19 protein-coding genes are annotated in these 19510 nt (G+C 44.6%); all 19 read right to left on the bottom strand.

Translation table 11 applies throughout. The features are described from left to right. Positions 1-97: 97 nt before the first annotated feature. On the bottom strand, positions 98-328 hold the full coding sequence (gene csrA / locus MJB10_RS00570) for a carbon storage regulator CsrA (protein ID WP_314800479.1): 231 nt from the start codon (positions 326-328) through the stop codon (positions 98-100). A 5-nt stretch (positions 329-333) separates the two neighbouring features. Then, positions 334-789 (bottom strand): flagellar assembly protein FliW, encoded by a 456-nt coding sequence (fliW, locus tag MJB10_RS00565; RefSeq protein WP_314800477.1) that lies wholly within the window; start codon positions 787-789, stop codon positions 334-336. A 77-nt stretch (positions 790-866) separates the two neighbouring features. Beyond that, positions 867-1436, bottom strand: a complete 570-nt coding sequence (locus MJB10_RS00560; protein ID WP_314800475.1) for a DUF6470 family protein — start codon at positions 1434-1436, stop codon at positions 867-869. A gap of 21 nt (positions 1437-1457) precedes the next feature. Further along, positions 1458-2357, bottom strand: coding sequence for a flagellar hook-associated protein FlgL (gene flgL, locus MJB10_RS00555; RefSeq protein ID WP_314800473.1), 900 nt, complete (start codon positions 2355-2357; stop codon positions 1458-1460). Between the two features lie 37 nt (positions 2358-2394). Next, positions 2395-3831: a flagellar hook-associated protein FlgK gene (gene flgK, locus MJB10_RS00550; protein ID WP_314800471.1), complete on the bottom strand. Its 1437-nt coding sequence runs from the start codon at positions 3829-3831 to the stop codon at positions 2395-2397. Between the two features lie 46 nt (positions 3832-3877). Then, the gene (locus MJB10_RS00545; protein WP_314800469.1) at positions 3878-4375 is read right to left on the bottom strand and encodes a flagellar protein FlgN; all 498 of its coding nucleotides are present in this window, start codon (positions 4373-4375) and stop codon (positions 3878-3880) included. Positions 4376-4406: 31 nt separating this feature from the next. After that, positions 4407-4676: a flagellar biosynthesis anti-sigma factor FlgM gene (gene flgM / locus MJB10_RS00540; RefSeq protein WP_314800467.1), complete on the bottom strand. Its 270-nt coding sequence runs from the start codon at positions 4674-4676 to the stop codon at positions 4407-4409. Positions 4677-4789: 113 nt separating this feature from the next. After that, on the bottom strand, positions 4790-5212 hold the full coding sequence (locus MJB10_RS00535) for a flagellar protein (protein WP_314800465.1): 423 nt from the start codon (positions 5210-5212) through the stop codon (positions 4790-4792). A 113-nt stretch (positions 5213-5325) separates the two neighbouring features. After that, the gene (locus MJB10_RS00530) at positions 5326-6084 is read right to left on the bottom strand and encodes a ComF family protein (RefSeq protein ID WP_314800462.1); all 759 of its coding nucleotides are present in this window, start codon (positions 6082-6084) and stop codon (positions 5326-5328) included. Continuing rightward, positions 6081-7925: a DEAD/DEAH box helicase gene (locus MJB10_RS00525; protein WP_314800460.1), complete on the bottom strand. Its 1845-nt coding sequence runs from the start codon at positions 7923-7925 to the stop codon at positions 6081-6083. Before MJB10_RS00525 ends, MJB10_RS00530 begins: the two co-directional genes overlap by 4 nt. 20 nt (positions 7926-7945) lie before the next feature. Continuing rightward, positions 7946-8338: a hypothetical protein gene (locus MJB10_RS00520; protein ID WP_314800458.1), complete on the bottom strand. Its 393-nt coding sequence runs from the start codon at positions 8336-8338 to the stop codon at positions 7946-7948. An 88-nt stretch (positions 8339-8426) separates the two neighbouring features. Then, positions 8427-9152 (bottom strand): response regulator transcription factor, encoded by a 726-nt coding sequence (locus MJB10_RS00515; protein WP_314800457.1) that lies wholly within the window; start codon positions 9150-9152, stop codon positions 8427-8429. Next, positions 9130-10317, bottom strand: coding sequence for a sensor histidine kinase (locus MJB10_RS00510; RefSeq protein ID WP_314800455.1), 1188 nt, complete (start codon positions 10315-10317; stop codon positions 9130-9132). The genes MJB10_RS00515 and MJB10_RS00510 overlap by 23 nt, the downstream gene beginning before the upstream one ends. A 96-nt stretch (positions 10318-10413) precedes the next feature. Beyond that, complete coding sequence (locus MJB10_RS00505) at positions 10414-13017, bottom strand: stalk domain-containing protein (protein WP_314800452.1); 2604 nt, start codon at positions 13015-13017, stop codon at positions 10414-10416. A gap of 200 nt (positions 13018-13217) precedes the next feature. Beyond that, positions 13218-13466, bottom strand: coding sequence for a hypothetical protein (locus tag MJB10_RS00500; protein ID WP_314800451.1), 249 nt, complete (start codon positions 13464-13466; stop codon positions 13218-13220). A 204-nt stretch (positions 13467-13670) separates the two neighbouring features. Beyond that, positions 13671-14876: a methionine adenosyltransferase gene (gene metK / locus MJB10_RS00495; protein WP_314800450.1), complete on the bottom strand. Its 1206-nt coding sequence runs from the start codon at positions 14874-14876 to the stop codon at positions 13671-13673. Positions 14877-15271: 395 nt separating this feature from the next. Then, positions 15272-15538: an alpha/beta-type small acid-soluble spore protein gene (locus tag MJB10_RS00490; RefSeq protein ID WP_314800448.1), complete on the bottom strand. Its 267-nt coding sequence runs from the start codon at positions 15536-15538 to the stop codon at positions 15272-15274. A gap of 152 nt (positions 15539-15690) precedes the next feature. After that, positions 15691-16224, bottom strand: a complete 534-nt coding sequence (locus MJB10_RS00485) for a hypothetical protein (protein WP_314800446.1) — start codon at positions 16222-16224, stop codon at positions 15691-15693. 127 nt (positions 16225-16351) lie between these two features. Continuing rightward, positions 16352-19318, bottom strand: coding sequence for an S-layer homology domain-containing protein (locus tag MJB10_RS00480; RefSeq protein ID WP_314800444.1), 2967 nt, complete (start codon positions 19316-19318; stop codon positions 16352-16354). Between the last annotated feature and the right edge of the window lie 192 nt (positions 19319-19510).

The raw sequence follows: 19510 nt of genomic DNA, 5'->3' as shown, positions 1-19510 counted from the left end.
CGCCCTACTTATTGCCGTTAATTTGTATATCGGTAGGACCATTCTGAAAGTTTATAGCAATAATAAAAAAATGCCGACTTTTGCCGACATTTATCATTTATTTAGACTTATTCATTAACTTGTTCAAATTCATAGGACTGACCTTATGAGTAAATGCCTCTTTATTCGACTCCTCAATCTGTTGATAGATCTCCTTGCGATAAACCTCCACTTGCTTGGGAGCTTTGATTCCAACACGGACTGTATCTCCCTCTGTGCCGAGAATGACGACCTCAATTTGATCCCCGAGCATAATAGATTCGCCTTTTTTCCTTGCTAATACAAGCATGCTCCTCACCCCTTCACATGTGTCGATTCATCAAGCTCACTCAAGATTAGCTCATGCTTTACATGGTAACCCGAATCATGCAAGATGATTTGTTTAGCTAATTTCGATGTAAGGTTCAAAATAATCGGTGCCAATAGGTTGACTGTAATCTTGGAATAATCGTCATTTACGGTTACGACCGACCAAACCTGCACATCTTCTCTTTGTGCAATCTTGAGCTCTTGAAGTGCTGCATCGGGGAGGCTGAAGTCATAGTCCTTAAAAAAGAGAAAAGGGTCTGTAACTAGAAATGCAAGTTCTCCATCCTGAATAGACTGCATGTATGAAAACGGAACACTGTTATCAGGTTGGACCAGCGTAAATGTTGTCAGGTCTTCAAACCCCGGAATGCCCTGCGCAAACGTAATGACGTTAGCGTCCTCCACCTGTAGCTCGCCAAAAAATAATGTATGAACCATCATGAATCCTATCTCTCCTTAAAGGTTGTTCTGCTCATAAAAAAAGCTATAGAAGCAATCTATAGCTTGATTATAACGCTTTATGTTTTGAAATCAATTTGCGGTGGAGTGATCTCGATGCTAGGATATTGTCTCATGTAAATATCGAGCTTTCCACGATTGTAATCAACTTCAGGCGGATTGACATGTGTATTTACGTTCACTTTACCCTCAGTAACAGTGATTTCAGGTTTATGAGCCATATAAGTAATATCGACATTATCATAGGAGGCCTCGCCATAATAATCAAACTCCTGATGATCAAAGACGAGCTGATGAGCAATTTCTGCAATGGCGTTGCCAGGCTCATGAATTGCCGCCATTCGGTTGCCATTCTCAACAATGCGGGCGATTCCTTGGAGAGCCACATTCTTGCATTGCGAATATATGCGATTCATGGCTTCTAGAATAGGGCCTTCTCCCAAAGCATCCCAAGCTCGGCTTTGATCAATTTCGAGTTCTCCACGAGGTTGACGTATTTCTTGCTTAGGCCGATCAACCTGCATCTCATAGGTTGGCCTGGGTTGCTTCATTTCAAGCGTGCCAAGATCCGCATCAATCCCAATGAGTGCTGGTTGCTGATGAATCTGTAACTGTGGGATGATCGTCAAGTTAACTCCCTCCAACTACTTTTAGTGTAAGAAATCAACAAGACTAGGCACAATTACCTTGGTTCCTGCTGACAAGGAAGCCTGATACACGTTCTCTTCCATCTTCAAATTGGTTATGACGAGTGACATATCCGCATCCTCTGTTTTGGATTGCAAGCTTTGCAAGTTAATATTAATGTCTTTGAGGCGATCCTCTGCCAGTTGAATCCGGTTCGTCTTAGCGCCGACATCAGATCGTGCCCCAAGCAGCATGCTCATTCTCTCATCCATGAGCCCAATTGCATTTTGAATCGTGGTACTACCTCCAGGCTTCAACACAGCGGATAGATCTTTTAGAATCTGAAATGCATTATTCTTTGCCCCAGATGGACCAAATATTTGTGTTGCTGTCTTATTCATCGCAATTTGTACGCCGGCGCCTATTTCAAACTTGATCTCACCGCTATCTGTAATCGAATTAGCTGCATCGTCCGGGTCAGGAAAAGGCTTCTCATCGGTCTTCTGTCCATTAAACACATATTTACCGTTAAATTGACTATTTCCGATGTTTGTTAGTTGCTCATATAATTGATTGACTTCAGTTTTCATTGCATCTAGCGATTCAGCCGAATTTGTACCGTTAGCCGCCTGTACAGCTAGCTCCCGGGCTCTTTGCAATACTTGCCCTGTCTGATCAAGCATTGTGTCGGTGTAATCCAAAAAGGAAACCGCGGCATCCACGTTCCTTTGGTATTGATCATTCGTACCGAGCTCACTTCGATAACGCATCGAAAAGCTTATTCCTACAGGATCATCGGAAGGCTTATTAATTCTCCGACCTGTAGAAAGTTGATTCTGCAGCTTATCCATCCGGGTCATATTGCCATTTAAATTTCGCAGTAATTGTGTATTTAGCATGCCTTGAGTGACACGAAGTGGCATTACATTTCACCTCAACCTATTAGTTTCGTCTGGTGGGTTATCTACCTACAACACCCATCGAGTTTATAACTTTATCCAGCATTTCGTCGAAAGTAGTTAATGAACGTGCAGCCGCATTATAAGCATGCTGGTATTTAATCATATCGGCCATTTCCTCGTCCAAAGAAACACCGCTTACGGATTGACGTCTGGCGTCAACCTGGTCCACAAGAATCTTTTGATTCGATGCTTGACGTTGTGCTTCTTGTGTTTGGACCCCGATTTCCGATACAACCGCTCGAAGAAATTCGTCAAATGTGCCTCCATTGAGGATAATTTTTTGAACGCCAGAGCCATCAAAATTATACTTCTCGTTTTTAATATTAGCGATCTTAAGAGCCAATTCGTTGTTCCCTTTGATGACTTTGTTTGTGGCAGGATCAACCCGTAAAGATGCGGCAATATTCTCAACATTATCCGTAATATTACTACTTACTTTCATTGTTAGTGCTGCATTAGAAAAATCTGTGACAGGGGAGAAGAACTCTCCGCCTTTGGTTGCGGGATTTTGTAACGTATAGCCCTGTTTATGCGTGTCATTCACTGCAGTCACAATTGTCGAGACCATTGAATTTAGTTGATTCTTATAACCTGTTACATAGGCTGCATTGGAGTACAGAAGGCCGTACAGTTCTCCGCTATTCAAATCCGTAGGATAGGCTGCTGTTGCCATATCAGTGGTAAAATCTGTTGGCGTATCTCCGACAACCAGATCTTGATTACCCATTCTAACATGATAACCATTAGGTTCCTCCTGAACGGTTACATTTACGACTTTGGATAGTTGGTCGATAAGTAAATCCCGTTGATCTCGAAGATCATTGGCATTATTACCGAGGCCTTCTACCCTGTAAATCTCGCTATTTAAATTGGCGATTTGTTTAAGTGTCGAATTTACTTGTGTGACTTTCACTGAAATATTATCATTAATATCGGACGTAAGGTCATTAAGTTGCTTGGCTGCATGATTAAACGCATCTGTCACCGCTAAGGCACTTTCCTTCACAACAGCCCTTGTTTCCAAGTTATCCGGCTGCTTACTTAGCTCTTGCCAAGCATTCCAGAAATTATCCAATACCTGACGAAGACCTGTATCCGAGGGTTCGTTAACAATCGCCTCAAGCTTTTCCAATGTGTCCTGACGGACAGTCCACTCGCCAAGGCTTTTATTCTCGTTGGCAAATTGCTTATCCAGAAAGGTCTCACGAATACGGCTCACTTCAGTGAACAAGACACCTTGACCCATTTGACCAGGGATCGTCGAACGCTGTAAGCCTGGATACTCTATAGGTTCAGCTGCAACCATTTTTACAACCTGACGTGAGAAACCAGGCGTATTCGCATTTGCAACGTTATGTCCAGACGTAGTTAGAGCTGCTTGTTGTGTCAAAATTCCCCGTTTGGATATTTCAATTCCGCCAAAAGTTGATCTCATCCGTTCTCTCTCCTATGCCCCTACTTGAATTTTCTAACAGTAATACCTAGCCTTTTCGGTCAAACAATCCTTGACGGCTCATGCCTTTGTTCTGATTGGGATTCTTATAGACTACATCATCCTCTGGTGGTCCGAAAATTAAATCTATCGAATAATCCACAAAAGCTAATGACTGCTCAATTAATTGCTGGTTAATAACATTACTTGATTTCAATTCCTCTATGGTAGCAAGCAGCTTCTCCTGCGCTTCCCTTAGTGCTTGTTTTTCTTCCGCCTTAAAAATAACTTTAATTAAATCGCTAACGGTTATTTTGGGGTTCGGATTGTATCCTCGTGAAATGAGGTAAGAACTAATAATTTGAATCCGCTGCTGATTCGCATCTGAGATTGCTCGAATCCACTTGTTCTCGCGATTCACAACCGCATTGAGCTCATCAACTTGATTATTAATTAGAACCTGTGTTTTCGATTTGGCCAGTTCAAGCAGTGCTTCATGCGCTTCTTGCAGTGTGTTCATTGTTACCAATAATGGCTGTATGGACATGATTGTCACCTGCTTTTTCGTGATAGGCTCATTATTTCAAGTAAGGCAGCAGTTTCTCTGCAATTTTGCCTGCATCGACATGGTAGGTCCCTGAAGCGACAGAGGATTTCAATTGTTCAATGCGCGTGCTATGCTCTTCCGTTCGAATTCCTTGCGCACCTAACAATTCCTTCGCTTGGGCAGAGATTTCAACCTGATCCTTTGCTTTCCCCTTCTTACCTGGAGCTTGCGTAAAAGTGGCATCTCCTGATTTCTTATAGGGATTTACCGCGCCAATGCGCCCATTATCATTAATTTTCATACCGATACACTCCTATGCTCTTCTAACTATAAATATAAAAAGCCGATAATCGTTAGATGTATTATCGGCATCTTCGCTATGAAACTTTATATCACACCAGGTCGAATTCTAAATTAATGGCGATCCCGCAATCTATCTTTTATATTAAAACTTACCTTGCCTTCCTGCTGTCTCCGCTCTTCTTCCCGACGACCATCTTCCGCTGAGTTCTTAACATCCTTCATCAGCTTCTGACGGCACAATTCGCAGATCGTATTCTCACGAATGAGCGTCCCGCACACTTCACATGGATAAGACATGTTCGGTGCATTCATTATGGAGATTCGGCCCTCACGAACGAACTTCGTAATTTGCTTTACCGGTACCTCTGTTGCCTCGCTTAACTCCTGTATATTAACCCCACGATTCTCACGCAGATACTTGAGACATCTCTCATATTGCAGCTCTTGCTCCTTGATACAATTTGGACAAAGTTCTACGAAGCCCCTCACAAAAATTTTCCCGCATCGCGGACAATTGGCTACATTCATACCCATTGTTTGGCCCTCCTTATGTAGTATTCCCAATAACCACTTTATTAATTCCAGTTTACCGCAATTCGACAGCTTTTGCCTATCCCTATTTTTTTGAAAATAGGACCACTATACGCTCACCTAGCCCACGTGAGTCCAACTATTTCGACATTTACTGACAAAATGTCTTTAATCGTCAACGCGCACTGATTCATCGTACTCCCCGTCGTATATACATCGTCCACGATGTAGAGGAGGATCGTTGCTCCCTGACTGCTTAACTCAAGCTGGCCAGCCGCATTCACTTCAAACACATGTGCAAGATCGTCAATCCGCTCATTCCGCTTTTTGAAGCTTTGTTTATCCGTGTGCTTAGCACGACGCAGCAAGCTAACCACAGGAACTCCAACACGCCGACCAAGCTCTACCGCCATTTGCTCCGCCTGATTGAACCCCCGCTCCTGCATACGTCGCTCACTCACAGGCACGTAAGTGATAAACTCTCTTACTTGCTCAGCACCCACAACCTTTCTCTCCCCCTGCAATAGCTGAAAAGCATGCACCAGCATATGACCGAGCACGGCCTTCAACCGTTCGTCCCCACGATATTTGTACCTGGCCAGAAGCTCTTTCATCGTTTCATCATATCTCACTGCACTTCGATTTCTAGCAAAATGCGTGTGCGGCATACGTCGACAATCTGGACAGAACTCGCTTCGTCCGCAGGTTGGACAAATAACCTTGCGAATCCACGGAATACTTGTGTAGCAAGAGTGGCAGAGCCCAAGCTCACCCAGTTCCAGACTGCTCATTTGTTTACATAATAAACAGACTTCTCTCTTAGGCCCTAGCAGCGAAAATAACGCACGACTAACTCCCCTCCACCATCCGATCATTTCTCTCCTCCTTGCAAAAATCCTCGCTTACGCGCAATTCGATTCATCGTTCGGATCTGTCGAACTGCTTCTTTCTGTGATTTCGTCACTTCCGCAGCGGCAAAATACACCTTCCCATACGGGTCATCCTTCGATCTGCCTGCACGCCCCGCCATCTGGACGAGAGCTGCTTCATCAAATAACTTCGAGTCCGCATCCAAAATGAAAACATCGGACTGGGGCACCGTAACCCCTCGTTCAAGAATGGTCGTCGTGACGAGTACACGGATGTCTCGATCACGGAAAAACTGAACCTTCTCCGTGCGCGATGCGTCCTTAGAGGAAGTTCCCTCTACGCGGACAGCGGCCTTGCCGCCAAGCAACTTCTTTCTTAACAGCCCCACCATCGGCTCTACGAGCCCAATATTCGGGACAAAAACAAATACCTGTGCGCCACGGGCAATGGAAACTTCTAAACGGGATACAATCGATTGTGGAATGGATTGTGAAGCAATGGATTTTCGTAACATCGGGGTAGTTATCAACTGAGGGACTGGCAGTGGATGTTTATGATAGCGCACCGGCACGCGCACATGCGGCAGCTTACCGCGTTCGGCGGCTTGCCGGACGGCCCTTGGAGGCGTTGCGGACAACAAGATCGTTGTCCCGCTGGGCTTGCACACTTTCGCGGCTGCATAGATCAGCATGGGGTTGTTATGGTAGGGATAGGCATCGATTTCATCGATGATGACGAGGTCAAAAGCTTGATGAAACCGCAACAACTGGTGCGTTGTTGCGATCGTGATCTGCCCCTGCTCCCAGCGCTGCGCGCTCCCACCGTACAGCGTCACCACGCTGTACGCTGCGAACGCCCGCTGGATGCGGGGCTGAAGCTCCAACACCACGTCCTTGCGTGGTGTCGCAATTAGGACACGGCCCCCACGGGCGGCCGTGTAGTGAATGAACGGGAAGATCATCTCAGTCTTCCCGGCACCTGTAACGGCCCATATGAGGAACTCACGTGGGCCCGCACTACAAGAGCTACTCTCCATCTCATGGAGATAGCGGAGTCCCTCACCAGAGGCATGCGCTTGCGCGTCGCTAAGCCCCCAGGGCTCAATGTAGGCGCTCAGGTCGCCTACTCCAACTCTACCGCTCGCGATGCCACGCGAGCCCCCAAGCACCAGCAGCGAGCATGAGCGAACTCTCCCCATGGTCAAGCATTCTTCGCAGTACGGGCACGCTTGTCCGCAATGCACACAGTCGGACATGTACATTCGCTCAGATCCGCTTCCACAGCGCTTACAGCTGTAGCCTGCTACTTTCTTAAAGAGTCGTCGCCACTCCCTTCGCTCTTGCAGCAGCAATCCATTCGTAATCGTGACATCTCCGTGCAGATGCGCTAATTGCAAGTAGGCTGGCCAATTCGCCCGGAGATCGGCCAATTCATTGCTAGTTTCTACTAGTTGCTCTAGCTCTTCTAGCAAAAGCGCACGCCCCTGGCACATCTCCACCAGATCGCCATACACCCGACTGCGCAATTGCACCTTCGGATATTGCCCGCTGCACCATTGTCTATAGCCAACCACCTGCGCTGTCATGGCTTCCTTACTAGGCAGGCCAATATCCTCAGCCGCCTGCCTCACCTTCACCATACAATCGGCCTCGACCTGGATCACGGCACTCTTCAATATCTCAACCATTCGTTGTCCTTGCCCCAAAGAAACAAAAGGTTCGAACACTACGAGGCCGGCGTCGGCTGCGTATTGCTCGAACCAATATTGACAATCTGTTGGGGCGTGTAGTGTGAGCTGCCATGACCACACATCGTTTATGCGGGCAGCATAGAGCTGAACCTTCATTCTTCACCGCACTCTCTTTTTTATAAAACAGGAATCTTCACTGCCTCTTCCCGATTGCTTAAATGAACGATCACAACCGGATCATCCTCGTGCTGACTCAGAAAACGATCAATGGCATCATACTCAAACTGTACACGCAGCTCTACTGCATACGTCTGAGATAAACGTTCCACGATTTCTTGGGTATCATCCGATGAGCCTTCATCAAAAACAGTGGCGGTCACCTGAGAGCCCTTCACTTTCGAGAAGAAAAATAAAGAGCGAATAACCCACTCAATTTGACTTTGATTATTTTTGGTAACGAGAACTATCGTTGTCGGCTTCTTACTCCCTTTACGGGCGCCCAATAAGAGATGCATGATAATGATGCTCGCGCCGTAGCAGCCGAAAATACAGAGCATTCCAATCCACATTGCGGGTCCCTCCCTTACCTGCAGTGTATGCGGCAGAGCAAAGGGGGGTTCCAATCAGCATGGCATTTGAACTGTGGAAAAGCTTATGCTAGAGCGTTACCCAGCCATTTTTGATCGCGATAATAACAGCCTGTGTACGATCATCTACTTCCATTTTTTGCAGAATACTGCTCACATGGTTCTTAACTGTCTTCTCACTGATATAGAGGAACTCGCCAATCAGCTTATTGCTCTTGCCTTCGGCCATTAGACGAAGCACTTCGGCTTCCCTTTTGGTCAGCGGGCTGTTCGCATTATGTATGTATTTCAGACCTGAATCCTTCACGGTTTGGCCTGTTCCAACGACACCAACATCATCCAGATACGTCATCCGTCTCAGTTGATTGATCAGCTTGCCTGTTACCTTCGGATGAATGTAAGCATGCCCCGCAACGACAGAACGAATCGCATTAATCAAGGACTCCGCTTCCATATCCTTCAGCAAATACCCTGAAGCTCCTTTGCGGAGCGTCTCAAACACATAACTCTCATCATCATGAAGAGATAGTATGATCACTTTAATATCTGGGAAGATTAGCTTAAGCCGCTCGGTAGCCACGACACCATTCTCAAGTGGCATATTAATATCCATGAGCACAATGTCCGGCGTGATTTGATTGCACAATTCAATAACTTGAATGCCATCTCCACACTCGCCGATCACTTCCATATCATCTTCCATATTAATGATTCGTTTAACACCTTCACGAAAAAGCTGATGATCGTCTGCAATGACAATCTGTACATTGCGATTATGACTCGCCGTGTTGTCCATTCTGATTATCCTCCTTGTTCTCTCCAACGCCGCCGATCGGAATGAGCATTGTAATTTTAGTACCTGAGTCTTTCTCGGATTCCAAAACCATGGAACCTTCTAGCAGTTCTACACGCTCTCGCATTCCCAGTAAGCCAAAATTATTGCCCTTGGCGATTCGAATCTCTGTCAATGGAACATCAAAGCCAACACCGTTGTCTACAACATAGATTTGTACTTGATCTGGTTCTAACGTGAGCTCAACTGACACAAAGGTCGCTTTGGCATGCTTGTACACATTCGATAAAGCTTCTTGTACGAGTCGGAAAATAGCAATTTCAAGCCCTGAGGGTATGCGAGTCTCCTTCCCAACCAAGTTGAATTGTGTATGGATTCGATATTTATCTTCGAAGTCCTGCACGTATTTCCGCAGCGTAGGTACAATGCCCAGATCATCGAGCGCCATTGGACGGAGGTTGAAGATGATCTTACGAACTTCCTCAAGTCCGCCTCTGACTTGTCCCTTTAAATCAACTAATTCGTCTTTCACAGCCGAAATATCCTCTTTTACGAGCATCCTTTGTGCGATTTCTGTTCGCAACACGACATTAGCTAAGGTTTGCGCCATGCCGTCATGGATTTCTCGGGCGATACGTTTCCGCTCTTCTTCCTGGGCCAAAATAATTTTCAATCCCAGCAATTGTCGGTTCTTAGCCGATTCAATAATACGCGTTACCTGATTCAGATCCCCCGATAAGTATTCCAAGGCAACATTCATCTGCGAGACAATCGTCTCTGCACGTTCTACCTGCTTGTCCACATTCTTCATCCGGACCTGCAGATCGTTGCGGCGGTTCTTCAAATTATTTTCTTTTTCCCGCGCGATGGTAAGCTGTAATTGAAAAGCAATTGCAGCTTCATACGCGATTTTAATATCTTCTTCACGATACTTGTTGAAATCCCGGCTTACTTCCGTGAGCCGAATTCTCGACCTCTTGTAATCTCTTTCTAGCGTATCGACAAGATCAATCGTAACCCTCGTTTCATGCTTAATCTCTTCAAGCTCCCGCGCAAGCGTCTCCTTCTCTAAGCGTGAAGCTTCGGCGATTTCAAACAGCTGATACTTGCTGCTTTCCATGACGTTAATGGCGTTTTTTATGACACGATCTATAGCGTCTGGTTGCACATGAAACGAGCTCCTTTAATAAATCCAAAATGTTAAATTAGTCTACCCCATATTGTAGCATAGTTTTTCCGATTTGCCGTGTACTTCTAGTACTATTTATTCAATAGAAATCCCATAATTTTGGGGATCCCAGCCTACTTTGAAGCCTAATTTCTCCGAAATGAGACGAAGTGGGACCATGGTCACATTACTCATGATCGCTGGCGCTACCTCTGCCGTGACACGTTCACCGTTAATCAGGAGGTCCGCTTGATCAATCCAAAGGTCAATTAACTTATCGCCGCGAACGACCGTCACCTTACGTTCCTTGTCGTCCCACTTCACAGTTCCACCGAGCCCCTCTGTTACAAAACGAAGCGGAACCAACGTGTTATCCTTCACGATCGTTGGAGCCTGTTCCAACGTCATCGCTTTCGTATTCAGTGTCGCTTGCTTCTTACCCACCAATAGCTTCATTGTATTTTTCGGCAGAGCTGGCAGCTGACCATCATAGATGAAAGAGATGTCATCAATATTAATTTTCCCTTTACCGGCTCTTTCATCCTGTCCGTTAGCGGGATTCGCTACGTATATACTCTTCAACGAAATCGGCATTGTCAAATTAGAGACGTCCGCCGTCACCTTGCGCCAGCCGGTCCAATTCATATTTTCCGTAAAGCTGACATAATTGAGCTTGCCATTGCCATCGATAACTTCTGCGCGAACCCAGTTGAAGCTGCCATCTCCAAACACTTTGGCCGTAATGAATTGCGGCTCGCCCTCAATCGGAGCACCATTGCCATTATTCAATCTAGCATAGGCTGCCTTCGTCCCTAACCCCTTCGTGAAATCATACGTGATTTCAAGGTTCTTATTTCCGTTAAATTGCGGGATATTAACTGAAGATATCACTTCCGCTGGATACTTATCACCAGTCGTCATCACCGCATAATGATCCAGATCGTACCACACCTTTTCCTGCCCAATCGGGAGTGTCACCATCGTACTGTAGCCATCATATCTGGCAATCACTTGAGCAGCTTGTGAGCCCGCGGCGCTATCCACGTGAAGAACACCGTTCGTAATCGTGCCTTTGATGCCGCTTAGCTCCCATGTCGCCGAGGATGCGGGTAATTCCCTAGTTGCGCCACTCCGTGTGGTCACTGTAATTGGCAGCTTGAAATCGCCGCCTTCTATCACTGAGAAAGACCCATTTCGGAAAGCCATCGACACGATCTGATCGCGGCCCACTACTTCTACATCCATGGAGGCGGAGCCTTTGCCGGATTTGGCTATCACCTGTGTTTTCCCAGGCATAGTCGGTGTGTATACATTGTCCTTGAACGAGCCGTTTGCGACTGAAGTGCTCCATTGTGGCACAATGCCGTCCGTGGAGATCGGATTATAATAATCATCGTATGCTTTAAATTGATAAGTGCTGGATTCATTCATGAATAATAAGGATTGTCCTTTTAAAATAAGACCTTTCAACTCTCCCTTGGGAGCGGTAGAATAGACGCCCAACCCATTGGCAACGGCACGTTGATTGCCATTTTGCGGCTTATTGACCAGCTTCGGGTCAACGTCACCTAGCGGCCTAGACACCATCTGTGTCGATCCGCCTCCATCCAGCACCATGCCACGCCACACACCTGCATCAATCATGAATTGCTGCAGCTCTGGAAGGGTCATCCCTGCGCTATCGCCATTTCGATCCACCGTAATCATATAAGCCTTCTTCTGATCCTTGGAATACCCCACAGCCGTTCTGGAAAGCGGGCTATAACCGTTGAAATCATTAATATTGCGTGTAAAATAACTCGGCTTCGCCTCATCCACAAGCAGCGTGCTGCCGCCGATCAGCATTTTGAAATTGCGCCAATCATACGTCTTCGACGCGTCATGCGGAATCATGTCGTATTTCGTCGTGACCTTATCGCCGACTTTCAAATGCTTCACGATAAAGTCTTTCGCCAAACCCGAGCCCCTCAGAATATAGCCATCGGCTGGTGCTGCCATTTTGACATTCGTATCGACCTGAATTTCCTTCACTATATCGTTCTGAATCAGCGCTTCCGTCGGAACGTTCGTGCCATCCACTGCTCGCTGGGTCATCGCCCATGCGCTCGTATACAGGAAAAGACCATTTGCAATGAGCGGAACACCGTTGTCGTCCCAGTAAAAGGTTTTGTTCACGCCACCCAGCTCAAAAGCCGTACCATCCTTCGCCGTTACCGTTCCCTGGAAGTCAAAAATATCAATAATCGGTTGATTCGTCTTCGTTATTGCAAAAGAATACAACCCCGAAATCTTAGCAGGCGTGGACATGACCTGGCCATTAGTGATTTGCGCACCTTCTGGGACGCCCTCCGCTTGCGTATTATAGAAATCGCCATTGATGCCAGCGACAGCCCCTGTATCCTTCACCATGCCTAGGACACTCTGGTTCTTCGTGAATTGATTTTTCGTCCCAGCCATCGCATCGATCTTCACATTCGGATTCGTTAAATCTACCTCTATCACATTGGCATTCACCGAAACATCCTTGCTGCCTCGCGTCGTTGCCCATACATAATTCTTCATCACTGCGCCTGATGTAATCGTCTCTTGTGAACTTAGCGTTAACTTCGTGCCCGCCGCGCTCACGGTTGCTCCCGCCACTAACTGCCACACCAAAGCGCAAGCCAGCGCAGCAGCGCCTACCTGCTTCTGAACCGTCATGCTGCTTTCCACTCCTCATATTTATCTAATTCTCACCATGTCTATCAAATATCCGATATCTATATAGACTCTTAAACTATGGAAAAAGTTACGATTTCCGTTGCGTTGTATTCATATGCCAGCAAAAAGCTATGCCGATCAAAGAAAAGAGAGCACCCCCATAGGGTTTGCTCTCTGCTTGAGATGCTTATATGTTAAAATTAACCGATTTTCTTCAATTTTGCTTCTTGCTCGATGGATCGTGCAGATAATAGTTCAATGATACGGTGTTGGTTTTCTTGGACAACCTCTAGTCTTTTCACTATTTCATTCGTTTCAAGGACAGCTTGTTTGATTTGAGATTGTTCTAGTTCTAGGCGGTCTAATCTCTCAATCACTGGTGATAATTCTGCTTTCAGTATCGTTTTTAGTGCTTCTTCCGTTAGTGGTTCTTTCAATTCGTTATCCAACGTCTCGCTCTCCCTTCGACTTCCTCAACAGAATGTATCTTCATTATTATATCATAATTCTTGTTGTTTTCGCACGAGATGACATAAACAGATATTAACACACTTTTGTTCATTTGCAAATATAAAAGATTACAATTGTAAACAGATGGTGAGTCACACTATCACAACATGCAAAAAAGCCGCCCAATTGGACGGCTTCCTTAATTAAACTAACGCTTGTGTTTTCAAAGCTTCCGCTTTATCCGTACGCTCCCAAGGAACATCTAGATCGTTACGGCCGAAGTGACCGTAAGCCGCTGTTTGGCGGTAAATCGGACGACGAAGGTCAAGCTCTTTAATAATACCAGCTGGGCGCAGGTCGAAGTTTTTGTGAATAAGCTCAACAAGCTTCTCTTCACTAACTTTCGATGTGCCAAACGTATCAACAGCGATGGATACTGGACGTGCAACGCCAATCGCATAAGCCAATTGAACTTCACATTTCTCAGCAAGGCCAGCTGCTACGATATTTTTCGCTACATAACGCGCCGCGTATGCACCGGAACGGTCAACTTTCGTTGGATCCTTACCAGAGAATGCGCCGCCGCCATGACGTGCGTAACCGCCATACGTATCAACGATAATTTTACGCCCAGTTAAACCAGCATCACCTTGAGGTCCGCCGATAACGAAACGGCCCGTTGGGTTGATGAAATAGTTGGTATTCGCATCCAACAAGTTCGCTGGAACGATCGGGTTAATAACGTGTTCTTTGATATCAGCTTGGATTTGCTCCAATGTGATATTTTCATCGTGCTGTGTGGATACAACGATCGCATCTACACGCACTGGTTTGTCGTCGATGTACTCAACCGTAACTTGTGTTTTACCATCAGGACGCAGGTATGGAAGAGTGCCATTCTTACGAACTTCGGTCAAACGACGAGCTAACTGGTGAGAAATTGAAATCGGAAGCGGCATAAGCTCAGGTGTTTCATTAACCGCAAAACCGAACATAAGACCTTGGTCACCAGCGCCGATTGCTTCGATTTCCGCATCAGACATAGAACCTTCTCTTGCTTCAAGCGCTCTGTCAACACCTTGTGCAATGTCAGGGGATTGTTCGTTCAGGGAAACAAGAACCGCACATGTTTGGGAGTCAAAACCATATTTCGCGCGTGTGTACCCAATATCTTTAATTGTTTGTCTTGCGATCGCTTGAATATCCACATATTCAGACTTCGATGTGATTTCACCAATCACCAATACCAAACCAGTTGCTACAGATACCTCACATGCTACACGAGCATTCGGATCATTGGCAAGAAATGCATCCAATACCGAGTCAGAAATTTGGTCACAAATTTTATCTGGATGACCTTCTGTTACGGATTCGGATGTAAATAAACGACGTCCACGTACTTGCGCCATATCATTCATCCTCCTAATACCTTTAGTATGTTTGAAAAGCTTTTTCTCGATGCCTCTATGATGAAAAAATCGGGCCCGGCTTCAGCGGCAGCTTTTCACGCCAAACGGAATCCCTCTTCTGCGCTGGGGCGCTGGTAAGATTCTTGAATTCCGCCAAAAAAAATGAACCTTTTCCGATAGGAAAAGGTTAAATGAAAGATTGACCTTCAATTAGTTATCTTACTTCATTTGTCGTCTAGTGTCAATTCATCTTAGGGTAAAATTCCCCCTGATTTTTACCCTGGCTTCATTCAGCATTCTTTCAGATTTCTTTCATTCATTCTTCATTTTTTCTTTATAAAATTATAAAATCAACGAACGATGGCATTAAACTTTCCGAGCTATTTTTACATAAATTAAAGACTAAATAGGGTTTCCTCTGCTCTTTGGATTAGACGCTGCGTGATTCGGCCCCCGACAGCACCATTATCCCTGGAGGTAAGATGTCCCCATGATTCTTTTTTTCCAGAATAAGATGAAACAGAACCGAGCTCCGTTGCGAACTCCGTATCTACATTCATAGACAAATGTTTCCCGACTGGTAAGCCTAATTCCGCAGCAATTTCATATTTCAGGATGTCTAATGCTTTCTTGGATTCTGGAACCACTTTATTTCTAGCCATAACCCAAACGCCTCCTTAGAGTCTTAGTTGTTAATCTTGTTCAATAAGCAGCCACCTCTCACTGCTAGTACAATGATTAGTATGGCTATATTCGCAAGGCCAACACGCATAAGAAGTTGTCAGTTTGGGTAAAATTATGGAGTAGACATTTATTATTGTGAAACCGTACTACCATCTGCATTCAAAAGTAAATAACCACCGCGCACCATAACATAAATGGTTGTGTCGTTCTTAGGTGATGGCTTAATACCACGCCCTTCAACAGGAAATATCAAAAGATGATTCAGCGCAACTTCCGTTCCCGCTGCCAAATCCTTGCCTCCCGTTACATCCGGGATGCCGTTCTCATCGTTGCTCACCGCTAGCACTCGGCCGGTTCGCACGATAAACTCCGCGCCAGCGCCTGCATACAGAGTTTGTCCATTTTGCAACTGGACAACCTTCATGCTCGCTACTGCCGCAGGGCTAGTGCCCGTGCCTCCGTTGCTCCCGCCAGCATTCGCTGCGATCGCGGAGGCCACGATTTCCTTCACCTTTGCTTCGCTTAAGGTGTTTTGCTCGAAGTAGCTCAAGGTGATGACCGGATCGCTCCCGCCTGGGGATGGAGCTTCGGCTTGGGAAGTGGAGAGGGTTGTGGTTAGAATGAAGGTTAGTAGGAGTGCTGTTAGAGTCAGGTTCGTTTTCATTTTATTCTCCCTTAACTATGTCTTGTCTTTATATAATAAATCAACTAACCTCATATTTGCTATTTTTTAAACTTTCTATAAAAAAGAAGCCGAGACTATTGTCTCGACTTCTTTGAAGTTATATTAATTACTTAACGATAACTTTGAAGGAAATTACTTTTGAACCAATGATTGCAGTAACGTTGAATGTGTCACCAGTTGCAACGTGTGCAAGATCTTTTGTCGCGCTAGCTACAGTTAGATTAGACACGATAATGTTAGCTTGTGCAAAATCTTCAGCGATCTCTACACCGTATTGATCAACTGATTTAACAATACCTTCTACTACTGCTTCTAATTCGCCAATAGTGTCAACATCAGCTGCAAGAGCAGACACAACACCATCAGATTCCTTCTTAGCAACAGTAACAGCTGGAGAACCAACTTCATATTTATCTTTCAAAGACAAAGTTTGAATTGCTGGAGTTGCTTTAGATACTTTAACTGTTACAGGGATAGTTTGAGTTGTTGCACCTTTCACAACTACAGTTACAACTGCATCAGCAGATGTATCTGTTCCACTGAAAGCAAAGTTAGCTGCTGTTATTTTACCTGCAACTGCTGGGTCTGAGTTACGAGTGTATACTACACCAGCGTTACTGCTGATAACATCATAGTTAGCTGCTACGCTAGGGATAGTCACTTTGGATCCATCAGCAAGGATACCTGTTACAACTAGATCTTTACCGTAAGTTGCGCTAGCACCATCATTGTAAACAGTACCAGATACAGTAGCTTCGTAAGAAGCAATATCAGCGTTCTCTACAACTTTTTGAGTATAAGTGTATGAACCGTTAGCTACTGGTGCGAATGCTGCAGTATCAGTTGCCTTCTCAAGTTTCAATGTGATTGTGGAAGTACCTTTAGCTGCACCAGTCAATACAACAGAGTTAGTATCATCAACATATACGTTGCTAGATACGCTAACGTTGCCTACTGTACCACTTTCAACTACTACACGATACTCAGGAGCAGCGCTAGCAGCTACAGTGCCATCACCCCAGTTAGGAGTCATGTCGCGACCATATTGGTCTTTAACTACGATATTTGCTTTGCCAATAGTTACTGTACCAGTTTTCAGAACTGATGTGCTGAAATCTTTAGTAGCTGAAACTACAGTTGGAACTTTAGCATCTACTACGTTTACAGTTAATTGTTGTACTTTGTTTGTCTTAGTTACAATAGTGATGATAACAGTCCCTTTTGAAGGGTTAACAAGCTTCATGTTTGTTTTATTAGCTACTACATCTTTCTCGAATACAATGGAACCACTTGTTGTATTTACAGAAGTGAAGGAAGCAGCTGTTGGATGTGCAACATCTTTATTGAATTGATCAAGTGCTGTGAAAGGAATTACTGTTTCCTCAGCAGCAACAGCTAATGCAGGAACTGTCATTGTGAAGTTGTCAACTTTAACGGAATCCTTAACTACTACATCGAAACTAGATTTAGCGCCAGTTGATTTTGAGATAAGGGTTACATTGGAAGTACCAGCAGTCAATCCACCAGCCAAAGTTAATACTGCTTTGTTACTACCATCAATAGTAAGGTTAGCAAAAGTTGCAGCATTGTTCGTGTATCCAGCTACTGATACCACTGCCGTGTTTGATACGGTAACAAGAAGATCAGATGCAAGTACAGCTGTGTCAGTTACACTATTACCATATTGATCTTTTGCTTCAAGCACTAGGTTATATTCACCAACGTTAGCGTTACCAGCTTGAAGATCTGATTTTGTAGTATTGTTTTGGTATTGGGATTTAATCTCAATTGCTGAAACATTAGCTACAGCGCCAACAGTTACAGTTGCGCTCGCAAAAGTACCATTTGTGTGAATCAAAGACACTGCGATTGGGTCATTAGCTTTGAAATCAGCTGAACCATTATCGATTGTGATAGTGCCACCTGATACAGTGTTACCACCAACAATTGTTCCTGCACTAGTAGTAGCAGTTAGGGAAGTGGAACTAGTGATCTCTTCGTTGTATTGGTTGAATACTTTGTAACCAACTTTAACTTTTTTAAGATCACCACGAACCAATACAGCTTTGTCAGAGTTGAAGTTGATTTTTGTTACTTTCTCAGCTTCAACTTTAACAGTTCCAGTTAGATCTTTACCTAAGCCAGTTACTGATACAGTGTAATCAGCTGCAGCTAAAGCATAAGGGAATTCAACTGTTGCTGTTTTCTTGTCATCAGAGAAAGTTACAGACTTAGTGTTAACAGCATTAGTACCATTTTTAACTGCAATAACAGCTTTGCTAGTATCAACAGCTTTGTTGAAAGTAACAGTGAATTTTTTAGCGCCAGTTGCTTTGAAGTCAGCAGTTACTGCTTGAGCAGCTTCAACAGCTGCACTAGCAGCGAAAGAACCAACAACAAGATCAGCACGTGTTGCAAGTTTAGCACCGTCAGTTCCTAGATCAACATTATTTGCTTTAGCAACATCTAGGTAACCTTGGTACCAAGGAGTAGTTGTTTTAACATCTGCACCTTTACCAAAACCTTTTACAAGCAATGTAGCAAGTTGGCCCAATGTTACGTTGTCTTTCGGAGCAAACGTTGTGTCAGTCATTCCATCGATGATACCAGCTTTTTTAGCTGCTTCGATGAAAGGAATGGACCATGCGATTGAAGCGTCAGTTCCATCAACATCTTTAAAAGATGAAGTTGTTTCAGTGCCAACTGTTAGACCGAAGATTTTTGCAACAAGTTTAGCTGCTTCTGCACGAGTCATGTTGCCAGTAACGTCGAAGTTGTCGCCTTTACCGTCCATGTAACCTTTAGCAAGCAAAGCGTCGATTTTAGCTGTAAGAGCTGCGTCAAGACCAGCAAGGTCTTTGAAATCTTTAGAAGTTTTTACAGCTGCAGGTGCAGTTGTTGCTGCAGGTGTTGTTTCAGCAGCCATTGCCACCGATGCAAACAACGAGAACGCTAGTGTAGCGGATGCTAGTACTTTTAAACTTTTTTTCATAACCTTTTTTTCTCCTCCTTGAATATCGTGAGTTTTATTTTTTAAGTTCGGTCTTTCTTTATTGGAGCTCAATTCACTCATCTTATTGTTCACCCCCTCTCCAGAGTTAGAGCATTATATAACTAAGGTTCACTTGTGACTTCTTAAAGTCACATTTGAAACTAGTAAACTTTGAATAAAAATACTTCAGCTAGACCAATTTACATTATACATTGCTCATGTATAACCGTAAAGATTTATTTTTAAGCAAAATAATAACAAATCTTACTTGGG

It is taken from the genome of Paenibacillus sp. MBLB1832 (assembly GCF_032271945.1).
GTDB classification, from domain to species: domain Bacteria; phylum Bacillota; class Bacilli; order Paenibacillales; family NBRC-103111; genus Paenibacillus_E; species Paenibacillus_E roseopurpureus.
The sequence above is the reverse complement of the archived record's forward strand: the minus strand, read 5'-3'. Positions and strand labels throughout refer to the sequence as shown.

Coding starts and splice junctions, on each gene's coding strand:
- MJB10_RS00545 (WP_314800469.1), bottom strand. CDS start 4,375: ATGTCCATACAGCCATTATTGGTAACAATGAACACACTGCAAGAAGCG.
- MJB10_RS00525 (WP_314800460.1), bottom strand. CDS start 7,925: ATGAAGGTTCAGCTCTATGCTGCCCGCATAAACGATGTGTGGTCATGG.
- MJB10_RS00515 (WP_314800457.1), bottom strand. CDS start 9,152: ATGGACAACACGGCGAGTCATAATCGCAATGTACAGATTGTCATTGCA.
- MJB10_RS00505 (WP_314800452.1), bottom strand. CDS start 13,017: ATGACGGTTCAGAAGCAGGTAGGCGCTGCTGCGCTGGCTTGCGCTTTG.
- flgL (WP_314800473.1), bottom strand. CDS start 2,357: ATGCCACTTCGTGTCACTCAAGGCATGCTAAATACACAATTACTGCGA.
- MJB10_RS00530 (WP_314800462.1), bottom strand. CDS start 6,084: ATGATCGGATGGTGGAGGGGAGTTAGTCGTGCGTTATTTTCGCTGCTA.
- MJB10_RS00485 (WP_314800446.1), bottom strand. CDS start 16,224: ATGAAAACGAACCTGACTCTAACAGCACTCCTACTAACCTTCATTCTA.
- flgK (WP_314800471.1), bottom strand. CDS start 3,831: ATGAGATCAACTTTTGGCGGAATTGAAATATCCAAACGGGGAATTTTG.
- flgM (WP_314800467.1), bottom strand. CDS start 4,676: ATGAAAATTAATGATAATGGGCGCATTGGCGCGGTAAATCCCTATAAG.
- MJB10_RS00535 (WP_314800465.1), bottom strand. CDS start 5,212: ATGGGTATGAATGTAGCCAATTGTCCGCGATGCGGGAAAATTTTTGTG.
- MJB10_RS00520 (WP_314800458.1), bottom strand. CDS start 8,338: ATGTGGATTGGAATGCTCTGTATTTTCGGCTGCTACGGCGCGAGCATC.
- MJB10_RS00480 (WP_314800444.1), bottom strand. CDS start 19,318: ATGAGTGAATTGAGCTCCAATAAAGAAAGACCGAACTTAAAAAATAAA.
- fliW (WP_314800477.1), bottom strand. CDS start 789: ATGATGGTTCATACATTATTTTTTGGCGAGCTACAGGTGGAGGACGCT.
- csrA (WP_314800479.1), bottom strand. CDS start 328: ATGCTTGTATTAGCAAGGAAAAAAGGCGAATCTATTATGCTCGGGGAT.
- metK (WP_314800450.1), bottom strand. CDS start 14,876: ATGGCGCAAGTACGTGGACGTCGTTTATTTACATCCGAATCCGTAACA.
- MJB10_RS00490 (WP_314800448.1), bottom strand. CDS start 15,538: ATGGCTAGAAATAAAGTGGTTCCAGAATCCAAGAAAGCATTAGACATC.